Source organism: Streptomyces cyaneofuscatus (assembly GCF_000718135.1).
Classification (GTDB): domain Bacteria; phylum Actinomycetota; class Actinomycetes; order Streptomycetales; family Streptomycetaceae; genus Streptomyces; species Streptomyces cyaneofuscatus.
Genome location: NZ_JOEM01000032.1, coordinates 21,274 through 36,432, shown reverse-complemented (window position 1 = coordinate 36,432; position 15,159 = coordinate 21,274). Strand labels below are relative to the sequence as shown.

General features: G+C 71.0%; 14 protein-coding genes and 1 pseudogene. 5 read left to right on the top strand and 10 right to left on the bottom strand.

The genetic code is table 11. The features are described 5' to 3' along the window. Positions 1-63: 63 nt before the first annotated feature. Both IF17_RS0133900 and IF17_RS0133895 read right to left on the bottom strand, forming a co-directional pair. Complete coding sequence (locus IF17_RS0133900; protein ID WP_030574634.1) at positions 64-705, bottom strand: GNAT family N-acetyltransferase; 642 nt, start codon at positions 703-705, stop codon at positions 64-66. Continuing rightward, entirely contained in the window at positions 702-2,201 is a 1,500-nt protein-coding gene (locus IF17_RS0133895; protein ID WP_030574630.1) for an MFS transporter, read from the bottom strand. Before IF17_RS0133895 ends, IF17_RS0133900 begins: the two co-directional genes overlap by 4 nt. A gap of 223 nt (positions 2,202-2,424) precedes the next feature. Here IF17_RS0133895 and IF17_RS0133890 point away from each other — a divergent pair, with 223 nt between their 5' ends. From IF17_RS0133890 to IF17_RS0133875, 4 genes are all read left to right on the top strand, one after another. Beyond that, positions 2,425-2,871 carry a winged helix-turn-helix transcriptional regulator gene (locus tag IF17_RS0133890; RefSeq protein ID WP_030574627.1) on the top strand — a complete coding sequence of 149 codons (447 nt, stop codon included), beginning with the start codon at positions 2,425-2,427 and terminating at the stop codon, positions 2,869-2,871. Positions 2,872-2,954: 83 nt separating this feature from the next. After that, positions 2,955-3,506 (top strand): DUF1707 SHOCT-like domain-containing protein, encoded by a 552-nt coding sequence (locus IF17_RS0133885; RefSeq protein WP_030574624.1) that lies wholly within the window; start codon positions 2,955-2,957, stop codon positions 3,504-3,506. Between the two features lie 278 nt (positions 3,507-3,784). Beyond that, positions 3,785-4,789 (top strand): metallophosphoesterase family protein, encoded by a 1,005-nt coding sequence (locus IF17_RS0133880; protein ID WP_051884198.1) that lies wholly within the window; start codon positions 3,785-3,787, stop codon positions 4,787-4,789. A gap of 175 nt (positions 4,790-4,964) precedes the next feature. Beyond that, entirely contained in the window at positions 4,965-5,639 is a 675-nt protein-coding gene (locus tag IF17_RS0133875; protein WP_030574619.1) for a hypothetical protein, read from the top strand. Between the two features lie 237 nt (positions 5,640-5,876). Here IF17_RS0133875 and IF17_RS1000000138230 read toward each other — a convergent pair whose 3' ends face one another. The 8 genes and pseudogenes from IF17_RS1000000138230 to IF17_RS0133840 form a co-directional block, all read right to left on the bottom strand. Continuing rightward, positions 5,877-7,283: an eCIS core domain-containing protein gene (locus IF17_RS1000000138230; RefSeq protein ID WP_078616132.1), complete on the bottom strand. Its 1,407-nt coding sequence runs from the start codon at positions 7,281-7,283 to the stop codon at positions 5,877-5,879. A gap of 196 nt (positions 7,284-7,479) precedes the next feature. Then, positions 7,480-7,650, bottom strand: a pseudogene (locus IF17_RS0133865) (YdcF family protein); the annotation flags it as partial. Between the two features lie 82 nt (positions 7,651-7,732). After that, positions 7,733-8,125, bottom strand: a complete 393-nt coding sequence (locus IF17_RS1000000139545) for a hypothetical protein (RefSeq protein ID WP_244890574.1) — start codon at positions 8,123-8,125, stop codon at positions 7,733-7,735. A gap of 19 nt (positions 8,126-8,144) precedes the next feature. Further along, entirely contained in the window at positions 8,145-8,423 is a 279-nt protein-coding gene (locus IF17_RS1000000139540; protein WP_209437795.1) for a hypothetical protein, read from the bottom strand. A gap of 190 nt (positions 8,424-8,613) precedes the next feature. Continuing rightward, positions 8,614-9,780, bottom strand: coding sequence for an acyl-CoA dehydrogenase family protein (locus tag IF17_RS0133855; RefSeq protein ID WP_030574610.1), 1,167 nt, complete (start codon positions 9,778-9,780; stop codon positions 8,614-8,616). Positions 9,781-9,788: 8 nt separating this feature from the next. Then, positions 9,789-10,760, bottom strand: a complete 972-nt coding sequence (locus IF17_RS0133850; RefSeq protein ID WP_030574607.1) for a hydroxymethylglutaryl-CoA lyase — start codon at positions 10,758-10,760, stop codon at positions 9,789-9,791. Then, positions 10,757-12,703, bottom strand: coding sequence for an acetyl-CoA carboxylase biotin carboxylase subunit (locus IF17_RS0133845; protein WP_030574603.1), 1,947 nt, complete (start codon positions 12,701-12,703; stop codon positions 10,757-10,759). Before IF17_RS0133845 ends, IF17_RS0133850 begins: the two co-directional genes overlap by 4 nt. Positions 12,704-12,710: 7 nt before the next feature. After that, entirely contained in the window at positions 12,711-14,333 is a 1,623-nt protein-coding gene (locus IF17_RS0133840; protein ID WP_030574599.1) for a carboxyl transferase domain-containing protein, read from the bottom strand. Positions 14,334-14,454: 121 nt separating this feature from the next. Between IF17_RS0133840 and IF17_RS0133835 the strand changes: the two genes are divergently transcribed. After that, positions 14,455-15,099, top strand: coding sequence for an SACE_7040 family transcriptional regulator (locus tag IF17_RS0133835; protein ID WP_030574597.1), 645 nt, complete (start codon positions 14,455-14,457; stop codon positions 15,097-15,099). The last annotated feature ends 60 nt before the right edge of the window (positions 15,100-15,159 follow it).

Below are 15,159 nucleotides of genomic sequence, written 5' to 3'. Positions count from 1 at the left end.
ACCGTGGGCGAAGGGTTGTACGGAAGGCGGAACTCCGTCCGTACAACCTCTCGCCCCCGGGTGCTAGACCCCGAAGTCGGCCCGGCAGGCGTCCAGTCCCTCCACGGTGACGTCCACGCTCCGGTGCTTCTCCCACCCGGCCCGCTCCAGCCGCACCCGCTGCAAGGTGACGGCCTCCCCGCGGATCACCTCGATCTGGAGGCCGTCGGGCTCGTACCCCAGCCGCCGCGAGACGCCGAGCGAGCCGGCGTTGTCCGTCCTGGCGTCCGATACGGCGTACCGGGCGCCGAGCCCCTCGAAGGCCAGGTGGAGGGCGGCGGCCCGCATCTCCGTGCCGATGCCCTGCCCCTGATGGGGGAGGCCGAGCCACGACCCGGTCATCACCTCACGCCGTACGCCGAACTCCCGGCCCATCACGTCCTGCCGCCCCACGACCTCGCCCCCGTGGAGGACGGCCAGGGAGAGGTGCCAGTTCTGGGGCGTCCACCCGGCGATCGTGCCCAGCACGTGCTGGTAGGTGGCCCGGCCGACCTCGGAGGGCTCGCCGTCGGTCCACGGCACGATGAACGGCATCCGGTCCGGGGCGTGCACCCCGCCGGCGCCGACCGAGGCCAGCTCGTCGAGGAGCGCCTCGTCGGGCAGGCGCAGTTCGAGGCGGGGTGTACGGATCCGGAGGCCGTGGAGGGGCCAGTGTCGGTGGCTCATGCAGGGACTTTGCCGGACGGCAGGTCGGCTTGTCGAACGGATTCCGGGGCGGGGGCGGAGGGGGCGTCGGCCCCGTCGTAGGGCCCCTCGGACGGTCCCTCGTGCGGCCCCTCGGACGGCCCCTCGGACGGGCTTGTGGACCGGCGCCGCAGACCGAAGGCGCTGACGGCGGTCGCGATCAGGGCGGCGGCGAGCGGGACGACGAGCGCCGCCCGGTAGCCGTCGAGCAGAGCCCCCGCCGAAGTGCCGTCCGTCGCCGCGATGTTGACGGCGGCGACCGAGGACAGGCCGAGCGCGGCACCGAACTGGAAGGAGGTGTAGAGCAGCCCGCCCGCGACGCCCTGCTCCTCCTCCGCGATGCCGTCGGTGGCCGTGATCGTCAGCGGACCGTACGCCAGGGAGAAGGCCACACCGAGCAGGACCAGGCTCGGGAGCATCGCGAGATAGGTCCAGTCCGCGGTGAGCGGCAGGAACAGCGCGTACGCCAGGGAGGCGAGGAGCAGCCCGCCGAAGATGACGCGCGCGTTGCCGAACCGGGCCACCAGCTTCGGGGTGAGGAGCGGGGACAGGATCGCGTCCAGGCCGATGACGATCAGGGCGAAGCTCGTCTGGAGGGACGACCAGCCCCGTAGCTCCTGGAGATAGAGCACGGCGATGAACTGGAACCCGAAGAAGCCCGCGGCGAAGAGCAGCCCCGCCACATTGGCGCGGACCAGCGACCCGCTGCGGAAGAGGCCCAGGCGCACCAGCGGCGAGGCCGAGCGGCGCTCGATGAGGACGAACGCGAGGAAGAGGAGGAGCGCGGTGCCGATCGTGCCGGTCGTCCAGGCGGCCGAGGCGTGCGCGACCCGCTCGACGCCGAAGACGAGGAGCAGGATGCCTCCGGTGACGGTGACCGCTCCGGCCAGGTCGACGCCCCGCCCGGTGCGGTCCGGGCGCGGAGACTTCGGGACGAGCCGCAGGGCGGCGACCAGGATGAGCGAGGAGAGGATGACCGGGGCGAAGAACACCCAGCGCCAGTCGATGGCGGAGAGCAGGCCGCCGACGACCAGGCCGATGGAGAAGCCGCCCGCCGCGGTGCCGGAGTAGACGAGCAGGGCCTTGTTGCGCTGCGGCCCCTCCGGAAAGCCGGTGGTGATGATCGACAGGCCGGCCGGGGTCATGAAGGCGGCGGAGACCCCCGTCACGAACCGGGCGAGGATCAGCATCCAGCCTTCGGTGGCCAGCCCGCCGAGACCGGAGAAGAGCAGGAAGACCACGAGCCAGAGGACGAACATCCGCCGGCGCCCGAACAGGTCGGCCGCCCGGCCGCCCAGCAGCATGAAACCGCCGTAGCCGAGGACGTACGCGCTCATCACCCACTGGAGGGTGCCGGTGGAGAGCCCGAGGTCGGCGCGGATCGCGGGCATGGCCACGTTGAGCATGGCCACGTCGATGCCTTCGAGGAAGATCGCGCCGCAGAGCACGAACAGCACGCCCCACGCGCGCCCGGTCATCCGGACGGAGGTGCCGCTGCTCGACAGGGGTGGTGATGTGGACACGGGACTTCTCCTTGGGGAGGGATGCGGAATCGGGCATGACGAACCGCCGCAACAGCGGTCCGTGGAAAGGAATGCGAGGGCGGCCGACCCTCAACATGCGTGAGAGGAAGAAGAGTTACCGAAGTGCTGGTCGGTTCTCTCTTGTAACCACTCGAAGCATGCGGCACGCTGGGGAACCATGGAAGAAGGCACTTCGAAGTCACCGAGTAACTGCGGCCATACCGGCGTTGAGCAGGACTTCGACATCAGCAACTGGGATGTCCGCGAGGGCTGCGAGGTGCGGCAGATCCTCGACCGCGTCGCGGACAAGTGGTCGCTGCTCGCGATAGCGCACCTGGAGCGCCGGACGCTGCGCTTCTCCGAGCTGCGCCGGCTGATCGACGGCATCAGCCAGCGCATGCTGACGGTGACCCTGCGCCAGCTCGAACGCGACGGCCTGGTGCGGCGCACGGTCTACCCGGTCGTCCCGCCGCGCGTGGAGTACGAGCTCACGCCGATGGGCGCGACCCTGCACACGACGATCCGGTCCCTGGTCGACTGGACCGAGGGCCACCAGCAGGAGATCGCCAGGGCGCGCGCTGAGTACGACAGCCGCCAGAGCGAGGAGGAGGCGCCTGTCGTCTGAGGGGGCAGGAGGGTTCGGGCCGGCCGCCTCAGACGTACGCCTGCGGCATGTTCAGGGGTAAAGCCCGGCGCTAGGGTGGCGGGGTGACCATTCCTCAGGACGACGCGGGGCCCCTGGTGGACGAGGAGGCCCGCGAGAGTGCTGTACGGCGCCTGCGGGAGGCGTACGCCGAGGAGGCGATCACGCACGCGGAGATGGACGAGCGCCTCGGCCAGGTCCTCTCCGCCACCCGGCACGGCGAGCTCGCGTCCGTCCTGGACGCGCTCCCCCCGGAGAAGCCCGGAAAACCGGAGACCACGGCGACGATCGCCGCGGCCGGCGGACGGATCCGGCGGCGCGGAGCGTGGCGGGTGCCCCGGTTCCTCACGGTCGAGTCCGCCTTCGGGCGGGTCCGCCTGGATCTGTCCCGGGCCCTCTTCGAGGACCCCGCCGTCGACATCGAGCTGCGCATCGGTACCGGCAGGGCGACGATCATCGTGCCCCGGGACGCGACCGTGGACCTGGACGCCGTGCAGACCGGTTGGAAGGACCTGCGCTACCGGCCCCGGCAGCCCTCCCGCCCCGGCGGGCCGGTCATCCGGATCTCGGGAGCGATGGGGTACGGGCGGCTGAGGGTCCGCCACGCCTGGCGCTGAGGCGAGGGTGAACGGCACGGCCCTGCGCGGCCAGGGCCCGCTGCCGTGCGGCCTCGCGGGACACGGGCTGTTGCCCAGCTCTTCCCCTGGCGGCCCTCTGCGGGAAAACTGTGCCGAGCACTGTGGTGCCCGCGCCCGGACGGGGGTTGGACAACGTTGTCATGCGTCGCTGCGCAGGACTCCCCCTCCCTCCCCGGGCCGGTGATCCATGCCATCCCCCCGTCTTGCCCGAGAGGACCGCCTATGCGGGAACCCACCGCCCCCGCCCCTGACGCCGGATGCCCGGCGCCGCCCAGCAGACGGTCCCGGCTGCGCGCCGTGGCATCGGCAGCGTCAACGCGGGCGACCTGGTGGACTCGGGCGGCAACGCGGGCCAGTGGGACGAGTGGTTCGGCGCGATGAACGGCCGCAGCCAGACGACGAACTTGATCGCGGCGCCGGGCAACCACGAGTACAACGCGGACCTGTTCCTGAAGACGTGGAAGTCCACGTTCGCGTACCCGGCCAACGGCCCGACGCCCGCCCCGGCGAAGGACGACACCCCGGCCGAGCGCCAACGTGCGGCGTACGAAACGCACATGGCGAAGTCCCTGGCGGAGACGGCGTACTACACGGACTACCAGAACGTCCGCTTCATCTCCCTCAACGCGAGCACGCACGACGCGCGCGAGCTGATGACACCGCCGGACCTCCCGCCCTGCTCGACCGGTTGCCCGGACCCGCAGAAGCTCTGGCTGGACCTCCAGGCGCGCTGGCTCGACCGGATCCTCGCGGACAACCCCAACAAGTGGTCGGTGGCCACCTTCCACCAGCCGGTCTTCTCGGCAGCGGTCGGCCGCGACGAGAAGCCGATCCGCGACGCGTGGCTCCCGGTCTTCCAGCGCAACGACATCGACCTGGTCCTGATGGGCCACGACCACGTGTACGCCCGCGGCTACGTCAACGCCGACGCGACGGACACGCCCGGCGTGACGACGGGCCCGGTCTACGCGGTGGCGATGGCGGGCCCGAAGTACTACGAGCTCTCCCCGGCCGACGACAACGTCTGGACCCGCAACGGCGCGACCCAGGTGGCCCGTGAGGCCCACACGTCGGCGTTCCAGGGCATCACGGTCACCAAGGACACGATCCGCTACGAGGCGGTGGTGGCGGCCAAGTGGGACGACCGGTCGACGACGGACAAGGCGGTGGGGGAGACCCTGGACGCGTTCACGATCACGAAGAGCGACACCGGCGTGAAGTACGTGACGGAGGACGGGGTGGCGGTGCCGGGCACCCGGTAGGCCCTCGCCCAGGGGTGCGCCCGCCGCCGACGGGCGCACCCCTTCTCCCGGCCGGGATCGAGGAGGCGGCGGGGTTCGCCGGGCTCGTAACCCCGGTCCTCGGTCGGTGAATTACCCGTGGGCGATGAGTACATGTACTCAAGCGGCCCGCATGGGGCCGACGGAGACTCGGCGCATGACACACATCCGAGGCCCCATCAGCGCGTTCACCTCCGGCCGACGCGTTCTCGCGGCTGCCGCTCTCGCCGCCGTCACTGCTGTGGCACTCACCGGCTGCGGAAGTGAGGTGAGTGGCGGCGGGCAGCGAGGCGACCAAGGCGGGAATGCCGGCTCCACGACGAGTTCCCAACGGCCTTCCGTCGAACAGGCGAAGCCCACGGCGCTGTTCGACACGTTCGCGCAGGCGTGCCCTTCGCCCGGTGTGATCGCACCGAGACCCACCGGCGGGAGCACACCCGATGCGGAGGAGCCGGAGAGCCTCGCCCCCGGGGAAATGCCCCCGACCGACCCGATTGAGCCCGGCCCCCTCACCGGGCCTGCGGCGGAGTTGGACGACCGCGACCTGTGTGTCAGCGCCCACCACGAACAGCGCATCATCGCGGCACTGCAGAAGGTCGCTGAGCCGACCCCCGCCAAGGTCCGCGCGACCCTGAACAGCCTCGGCTACACCGACGAACGCATCCACCACCTCCAGCACGACGGCAGGAACACCCGCTTCCACCTCGACCTGCGCGAGGACGGCGGCCGGCTCTGCGAGTCGGGCCTGGCGGCGGGCGCGGTATCGGATGTCGTCCCGTGCGTGGCCGTCGCCGAGGGACCGTTCACGATCAGGACGGAGGAGCGACCGTAACGGCGGTTCATCTGGTTCGTCCGGTTCTCGGCGAGCGAAGGCCTCGTCGGCCGCGTACGCGTTGAAGGTTGGTCGGGTCGTCGGGTCGGGTCGGGTTGGGGCGGGGCGGGGCGGTCAAGACACTCATGGCCGCCCTCGCCCCTGACGGCACCCCGCTGGCCGCCGGGCACGCCCCCCCCCAGCGGCAGGCACGACCGAGATCGGCGGCGTCGGCACCCTGCCCAACCACCGCGCGGGTTACGTCGCCGGCGTCGCCGCGAACTTCCCGGTGAAGTAGAGCCCCGCGAGGTTGGCCTTGATCGCGTCCTTGTAGTTCTTGGAGAACTTGTTCCCCGTCTTCTCGGCATAACGGGCAGCGGTCTCTTCACTGTCGAGTGCCGCCGTGATCTCCCGCAACAGCCTTTGCTCGTTGTCATTGGCCGCGGCACCCACATGCTGCTCCATGAGGTCCCAGATCTTGGGGATGGGGGCCCAGCCGGCCGCCGTCATGTTGGCCCTCGTCTCCGTGGAGAGTGAGGAGTCGCCGCGTCCCGAATAGAAGAAGCGGGGCTTCGCCTGCTCGTCCTCCGCGTGGGTCAGGGCATTCTCGTTGACGATGATGTTGTGGTACTCGACCAGCGCCTTGCTGTTTCTCTGCTGGTTGATGTCGATGCCCCCCTCCTGCTGCTTCTGGTGGCCGAGCTCGTGCATGATCGTCTGATTCTTCGTGTAGTCACCCGTCACCTCGTGGTTGACCAGAAGGATCCGGTGCTCTTCCATGTAGGCGCCCCCACCGGCCGAGGAAACGATCTGCACGGCGTCGTCGCCGGCCATGCCGGTCACCGTGTTCACGTTCAGGGCCAGGGCCTCGGGAGTGAGGTTCACGCGGCTCTCCGCCGGATACTCGGAGAACGGAGTCGCCGCGGACATGCCCGCGGGCACCTCGACCACCATGGGCGCGCTCGCCAGCCCCAGCCGCTCCCTCCACCGGTCGATGTCCTCCGTCACCAGAGCACGTTGGACCGCCCCGTCCCCGGCCGTCGCCGACTGCGGACCGGGGGCGGGCTCCGTGGTCCGCCCGGCGGACGGGACGGGTGCGGACATCACGCGGTTCGCGGTGGCCTCCGCCTCCCGCTCGAACCGGTCGGAAGGATCGCTGACGCGCAGCCCGTCACCCCGGGCGGTCCCGGCCACCGGCCCCTGGCGCTGCTGGATGACGTGGGTGAGTTCATGGGCCAGGGTGTGCTTGTCGGCGCCGCCGTCGCCGATGACGATGTTGCTGCCCGAGGTGTAGGCGCGGGCGCCGATCTCACCGGCCGAGCGCCGGGCGGTCGTGCCGGTGTGCAGACGTACATCGGAGAAGTCCGCACCGAGGCGCACCTCCATCTCCTGCCGCAGCGGCGCCGCCATGGGCTGACCCGAGCCGCGCAGGACGTCGTGGACGGCGGAGCGCTGTACGGGCGCGGAGTCCTGCTGGTGGCCGCAGTCCGCGTCATGCTGGTGCCGCGCCTCCTCGACCAGGCGGCTGACGGCGGCGTTGCCGATGGCGCGCTGGAGGGCCGCGAGCGGTGCCCCGGACGCGCCTCCCTGCTGCCTGGCGGAGCCCGCACTCGTACGGCGGGCCTTCGCCGGCCCGGCGGTCCTGTCCGAGTCCTGAGCGCGCATCAAAGGCCTTTCTGTTCGGTGTGGTTGATCAAGGCTTCTCTCCTGCCTACCTCACCGGTGTGCCTCCGCGGAAGTGCCCGAAGGGCAGCACCGGCCGGCTGTCCGGGCAATCTTGCGCTCGGACTCCGTGGGACGTGCGCGGCAGCTGGCGCAGGCTACGGAATCAGCCGACTTGTGAACCCGGCTCCGACCAGCCCCACACGATGTACGGGGCCAGCCCGCGCAGGTAGTGCCCCGCTGACGCGTCGGCCACCCCTAGGTCATGGCTGCCGAGCCCGACAATGACCGAGCAGGGGCGGGGGGTGTGGTGCATCAGGTGGTGCTCCCACACCTGCCGGGCGTCCGACCAGTCGCGGCCTGAAGCCACGGTGGGTCGTCCTTCCGCCCTAGGTCGGCCCCGATACGGACTGTGCGGGGCGTTGTGGGAAACGGTGGCTGGGCGCCGGGTGTCAGTCGTGGTCCCACGTCGTCGGCGCCGGGCCGAACGCGCGACGAGCGGCCCTCACCGCGAATGCCCCCATGGCGGCATTGGCACCACCACCGATCACAGCACCGATTCCGAACGGGGCCACACGTCCGAGAACGATGATTCCCTGCTTGGTGCCGAACTTGGTGACGAAGTTCTTCCCAAGGACCTTGTTGATCTGTCGCAACGTCTCGACCGGAACCTTGGCGACGACCTGACGCCCCCAGTGCTGTCCCGTACGCTCGGCGACTTTCGTGATGGTGGCGGAGCCGCTCCCACCGAGCATGACTCCCATGACGATCGTGCGACGACGCTCGATCTCGTCGATGGGGACACCGTGCACTTCGGCAATCGACAGCGCGAAGAGCGCGCTCATCTCCAGGGACGTGAGGGTCTCACCTGCCGACAGCGAGGGCGATTCCCGTACCGACGCCGGGCGCGGCCGCCGTTCCCCCCACTGCGGCACCCGTACCGGTCAGAGCACTGACGTACATCCGTTCCAGACTGCGGATCACTTCCGCCGGTGTTGCCTCCGGATTCCGCTGGCGCGCCCGGACGATGTTCTTGCGAACCAGAGAGCTCTGGGCTTCGACCGCCTTGTCCAGCAAGGCGAGCACGCGTTGCCCACGTATGGCTTCTTCCGGAGCTTGCTCGTCGAAAGCATCTGTTGCCATGCCCTGAACTCCTTGGATCGCCACCTATCGGGCGAGTCTCTCACCTGACCCGACCGAGTGAACGGTGAATCGAGAGAAGAGGGAGGCCACTCGTGCACGACGGGAACCCGTACCGTCCGCAGATAGCTCCGCCCCGGTTGCCGTAAAGCAGTTCACGGCAACCAGGGCGGTGGTCAGATCACGGTGAGGCTCAGCCCGGCAGCCCCAACTCCCGCGCGATCAGCATCCGCTGGACCTCGCTCGTGCCCTCGCCGATCTCCAGGATCTTCGAGTCGCGCCACATCCGCGCCACCGGGTACTCGTTCATGAAGCCGTACCCACCGTGGATCTGTGTCGCGTCCCGGGCGTTGTCCACCGCGACCGTCGAGGAGTACAGCTTCGCGATCGCCGCCTCCTTCTTGAACGGTTCGCCCGCCACCAGGCGCGAGGCCGCGTCGCGCCAGCCCACGCGGGCCATGTGGGCGCGCATCTCCATGTCGGCGATCTTGAACTGGATCGCCTGGTTGGCGCCGATCGGCCTGCCGAAGGCGTGCCGTTCGGCCGCGTACTTCACCGACTCGTCCACGCAGCCCTGCGCCAGGCCCGTCGCCAGGGCCGAGATCGCCACCCGGCCCTCGTCCAGGATCCGGAGGAACTGGGCGTATCCCCGGCCCTGTTCGCCCAGGAGGTTGGCCGCCGGGACGCGGACGTCCGTGAAGGACAGCTCGCGGGTGTCCGAGGCGTTCCAGCCGACCTTCGAGTACGGGGCCGCGACCGTGAAGCCGGGGGTGCCGGAGGGGACGATGATCGCGGAGATCAGCGGGCGGCCGTCCTCCTTGCGGCCGGTCACCGCCGTGACCGTGACCAACTCCGTGATGTCGGTGCCGGAGTTGGTGATGAAGCACTTCGAGCCGTTGATGACCCACTCGTCCGTCGCCTCGTCCAGCACCGCCGTCGTCCGGGTGCCGCCCGCGTCCGAGCCGCCGTCCGGCTCGGTCAGGCCGAACGCGCCCAGCGCCTCGCCCGCGCAGAGCTTCGGCAGCCACTGGCGCTTCTGCTCCTCCGTCCCGAACAGGTGCAGCGGCATCGCGCCCAGCGAGACCCCGGCCTCCAGGGTGATCGCCACCGAGGAGTCGACCCGGGCCAGCTCCTCCAGGGCGATGCCGAGCGCCAGGTAGTCGCCGCCCATGCCGCCGTACTCCTCCGGGAACGGCAGGCCGAACAGGCCCATCCGGCCCATCTCGCGCACGATCTCGTACGGGAATTCATGGCGCTCGTAGAAGTCGCCGATCTTCGGCGCGACCACGTCGTGCGCGAACGCCTCGACCGTGCGGCGCAGTACCTCGTGCTCGGCGGTCAGCCGGTGATCCAGGGACATGGGGTCACTCACTCCTTGTGGGAGGCGGAAGAAGGGGGAGGGGTCAGGGCGCGGACCGTGCGGGATGGGCTCGGCCGGCCCACGTGTTCGGCCAACCACGCGCTGGTGGAAGCCAGTTCGGCCAGGTCGACGCCCGTTTCGATGCCCAGGCCGTCGAGCATCCAGACCAGGTCCTCGGTGGCGAGATTGCCCGTGGCGCTCTTCGCGTACGGGCACCCGCCCAGGCCGCCCGCCGAGGCGTCGACCGTGGTCACGCCGTGCTGGAGCGCGGCCAGGGTGTTGGACAGCGCTTGGCCGTACGTGTCGTGGAAGTGGACGCCGATCGCGGACGTCGGAACTCCGGACTCGTTGAGCGCCGACAGCAGCGCCGTTACGTGGCCCGGCGTCGCCACACCGATCGTGTCGCCCAGCGACAGCTCGTCGCAGCCCAGGTCCATCAGCGCCTTGGCGACCTTCACCACCTGCGCCACCGGCACCGCGCCTTCCCACGGGTCGCCGAAGCACATCGACAGATACCCGCGCACGTGCACCTTCTCCGCCTTGGCGCGGGCCACCACCGGCTCGAACATGGCCAGCGACTCATCGACCGTACGGTTCAGATTGCGGGCCGCGAACGTCTCCGTCGCCGAGCCGAACACCGCGATCGACCGGGCCCCGAGCGCCAGCGCCCGGTCCAGTCCGCGTTCGTTCGGCACGAGGACGGGGAGCGAGACGTCGCCCACGTCCGCGATATCGCCGAGGAGCGGGAACAGCGCCTCCGCGTCGGCCAGTTGGGGCACCCACTTCGGGTGCACGAAGCTCGTCGCCTCGATGGTCGTCAGACCCGCCACGGCCAGGCGGCGGATGAACTCCGCCTTCACCTCGGTCGGGACGGTCTCCTTCTCGTTCTGCAGGCCGTCCCGGGCCCCGACCTCGTGGATGCGGACCCGGGCCGGCAGACCGGGGGCCGGGATCTTCATGGGGAGCGGACGCGTGGTCATGAGTCCTCCCGAGGGGCTACAACCGCCAGGATCTGGTCCATCGCCACCGTCGCGCCCGCCGTGACGTCCAGCTCGGTGACCGTCCCCGCGTGCGGGGCCGAGATCACGTGCTCCATCTTCATCGCCTCCACCACGAGCAAGCTCTGGCCCGCCTCGACCTCGTCGCCCACGGCCACCTTCACCACCGTGACCGTGCCCGGCATCGGTGCCGCCAGCGTGTCCGCCCCGCTCCGGCCCGCCCCGCTCAGGGACGCCTCCACCGGGTCGTGGTCCTGGACGTGCCAGGTGTCGCCGTCCCGGCCGAGCCAGTCGCCGGAGCGGTGGAAGTGGCCCACCGTGCCGTCGAGTTCGACGGTGACGCGGTCGGGTGTGACCACAGCGCCCGCCGGAGCCTCGTACGCCACCGGGTCCGCGCCCGGCACCCGCAGCGGGAACGCCAACGGCGCCCGCACACCCCCCGTACGCCAGCCGCTCGGCACCGAGAACGGGTCCGTCCAGCCCCCCGCGTCCGGCCGGGGCTCCAGCGCCTCCCGCCGCACCGCCGCGGCCGCCGCGTACACCTCGTCCGGAACCCCGTCCGGCACCAGGCCCTCCGCCTCGCGCTCCACCAGCCCCGTGTCCAGGTTGCCGGAGACCACGTCCGGGTGGGCCAGCAGGCGGCGCAGGAAGCCCGCGTTGGTCGGGACGCCCAGGATCACCGTGTCCGCGAGGGCCGCCCGCAGCTTGCGGATGGCGGTCGCGCGGTCGGGGCCGTACGCGATGACCTTCGACAGCATCGGGTCGTACAGGCTGCCCACCGGCACGCCCTCGCTGAGCCCCGAGTCCGTCCGCACCCCGCCGCCCTGCGGCTCGCGCAGCGCCAGCACCGTACCGCCGGAGGGCAGAAAGCCCCGGGACGGGTCCTCGGCGCAGACGCGGGCCTCGATCGCCCAGCCGGTCAGGCTGATGTCCGCTTGCGCGTACGGGAGTTGCTCGCCCGAGGCCACCCGCAGCTGCCACTCCACCAGGTCCAGACCGGTGATGAGCTCGGTGACCGGGTGCTCGACCTGGAGGCGGGTGTTCATCTCCATGAAGTAGTACGAGGCCGGGTCGTTGCCCGGGACGATGAACTCCACCGTCCCCGCGCCGACATAGCCGCAGCTGCGCGCCGCCTGCACGGCCGCCTCGCCCATCGCCGCCCGCGTTTCCGGAGTGAGGAGGACGGACGGAGCCTCCTCGATGATCTTCTGGTGGCGGCGCTGGAGCGAGCACTCGCGCTCACCCAGGTGGATCACGTTGCCGTGGGCGTCGGCCAGCACCTGGATCTCGATGTGGCGCGGGCGGTCGATCCACCGCTCCACGAGGAGGGTGTCGTCGCCGAACGAGGCCCTGGCCTCGCGCCGCGCCGCCGCGATCTCCTCCGCCAGCGCCGCCGCGTCCCGGACCAGGCGCATGCCCTTGCCGCCGCCGCCCGCAGAGGGCTTGAGGAGGACCGGGGTGCCGATCTCCCTTGCCGCCGACTCCAGTTGGGCATCGGTCAAGCCGCTGCCGGAGGAGCCGGGGACCACCGGGACGCCGTACGCCGCGACCGTCTCCTTGGCCCGGATCTTGTCGCCCATGAGGGAGATCGCGGAGGCGGGCGGGCCGATGAAGACCAGGCCCGCGTCCGTACAGGCGGCGGCGAACTCGGCGTTCTCCGCGAGGAATCCGTAGCCGGGGTGGACGGCCTGCGCGCCCGTGCGGCGGGCCGCCTCCAGGAGCGCCGGGACCGACAGGTAGCTCTCGGCGGCCGGCGGCGGGCCGATTCGTACCGCCGTATCCGCCTCCCGTACATGCCGGGCGTCCGCGTCCGCGTCGCTGAAGACCGCGACCGAGCGCACCCCCAGCTCGCGCAGGGTCCGGATCACCCGGACGGCGATCTCGCCGCGGTTGGCGACCAGAACGGTGTCGAACATCGTCGTCATCTGTTCCTCACATCCGGAAGACGCCGAAGCCGGGACCGGCCGGGTCCTTCTGCGGCAGCGGGGCATTGGCGCAGGCCGTGAGGGCGAGGCCCAGCACCTGGCGGGTGTCCACGGGGTCGATCACGCCGTCGTCCCAGAGCCGGGCGGTGGCGTAGTACGCGTTGCCCTGGGTCTCGTACTGGGCGCGGATCGGGGCCTTGAACGTTTCTTCGTCCTCGGCGCTCCAGTCGTCGCCGAGCTGGTCGCGCTTGACGGTGGCCAGCACGGAGGCCGCCTGCTCGCCGCCCATGACGGAGATCTTGGCGTTGGGCCACATCCACAGGAAGCGGGGGCTGTAGGCCCGGCCGCACATCGAGTAGTTGCCCGCCCCGTACGAACCGCCGACGACGACCGTCAGCTTCGGCACGCGGGTGGTGGCGACGGCGGTGACCATCTTGGCGCCGTGCTTGGCGATACCGCCGTGCTCGTAGTCCTTGCCGACCATGAAGCCGGAGATGTTCTGGAGGAAGACGAGCGGGATGCCGCGCTGGTCGCACAGCTCGATGAAGTGGGCGCCCTTCTGGGCCGACTCGGCGAACAGGATCCCGTTGTTCGCGACGATCCCGACCGGGTGGCCGTGGATGCGGGCGAAGCCGGTGATCAGCGTCTGCCCGTACTCCGCCTTGAACTCCTGGAAGCGGGAGCCGTCGACCACCCGGGCGATGACCTCGCGTACGTCGTACGGCGTCCGGGAGTCCACCGGGACCGCCCCGTACAGCCCCGCCGGGTCGGCCTTCGGCTCCTCGGCCGGCTCGACCGACCAGGGGAGGGGCGCCCGGTCCGGGAGGGTGGCCACGATGTTGCGGACGATCCGCAGGGCGTGCGCGTCGTCCTCCGCGAGGTGGTCGGTGACGCCGGAGATCCGGGAGTGGACCTCGCCGCCGCCCAGCTCCTCCGCCGTGACGACCTCACCGGTCGCGGCCTTCACCAGCGGCGGGCCGCCGAGGAAGATCGTGCCCTGGTTGCGCACGATGACGGCCTCGTCGCTCATCGCCGGGACGTACGCCCCGCCCGCCGTGCAGGAGCCCAGCACCGCCGCGATCTGCGGAATGCCCGCCGCCGACATGCGGGCCTGGTTGTAGAAGATCCGCCCGAAGTGGTCCCGGTCGGGGAACACCTCGTCCTGCATCGGCAGGAAGGCGCCGCCCGAGTCGACCAGGTAGAGGCAGGGGAGCCGGTTCTCCAGCGCCACTTCCTGGGCGCGCAGGTGCTTCTTCACGGTCAGCGGGTAGTACGTGCCGCCCTTGACGGTCGCGTCATTGGCGACGATCACGCACTCGCGGCCGGAGACCCGCCCGATGCCCGCGATGACGCCGGCGGCGGGGGCCTGGTCCCCGTACATCCCGTTCGCCGCCAGCGGGGCCAGCTCCAGGAACGGCGAACCCGGGTCGAGGAGGGCGTCCACCCGGTCCCGGGGGAGCAGCTTGCCGCGCGCCTCATGGCGGGCCCGCGCCTTCTCACCCCCGCCCAGCCGTGCCGTGGCGAGCCGTGCCGCCAGCTCGTCGACGAGCGCGTGATGCGCCGCCTCGTTGGCCTGCCAGGCCTCCGAGGCGGGATCGGCCGCGCTCGCCAGGACCGGTGCCTGCTGCATCGTGTCGAGCCCCCTTGCCCGTACCGCGATCATGTGCGTGATGTCCGTCTGCTGTTAATGAGCGTTAACGCGTTTCCCTCAGGTTAACGAGCGCTAACGACCCTGTCTAGAATGAATCCTCATGAGCACCCATGCCGCCGCCCGCGTCGCGGCCCCCACCCGCCGCGAGCAGATCCTGCGGGAGGCCGCACGCCTCTTCGCCGAGCGCGGCTTCCACGGTGTCGGCGTCGACGAGATAGGCGCTGCGGTCGGTATCAGCGGACCCGGCCTCTACCGCCACTTCCCCGGCAAGGACGCGATGCTCGCCGAACTGCTGGTCGGCATCAGCGAGCGGCTGCTGGACGGCGGCCGCCTGCGGGTGTCGGAGGACGCGTCGCGGGGCGACGGCTCCCCGGAGGCGCTCCTGGACGCGCTCATCGAGGGCCACATCGACTTCGCCCTCGACGACCGCCCCCTCATCACCCTCCACGACCGCGAGCTGGACCGGCTGCGCGACACGGACCGCAAGCGGGTGCGGCGGCTCCAGCGCGAGTACGTCGAGGTCTGGGTGGGCGTCGTCCGCGCCCTCTACCCCGGCCTGCCCGAGAACGAGGCCCGCGTCACCGTGCACGCCGTCTTCGGCCTGCTGAACTCCACCCCGCACCTGGCCCGCCCGGAGGCCCGCCCCGGCCGCGAGGCCACCGCCGCGCTGCTGCACCGGCTGGCGCGCGGGGCGTTCGCGGCGGCGGTGGACCCCTCCCGTGCGGTGGTCGTGGACCCTTCCTGAGCAGGAGTTTCCGTCGTAGGGCAACCCCGGGCGCGTTCTTCACGTCTGTCCGATCAGGCA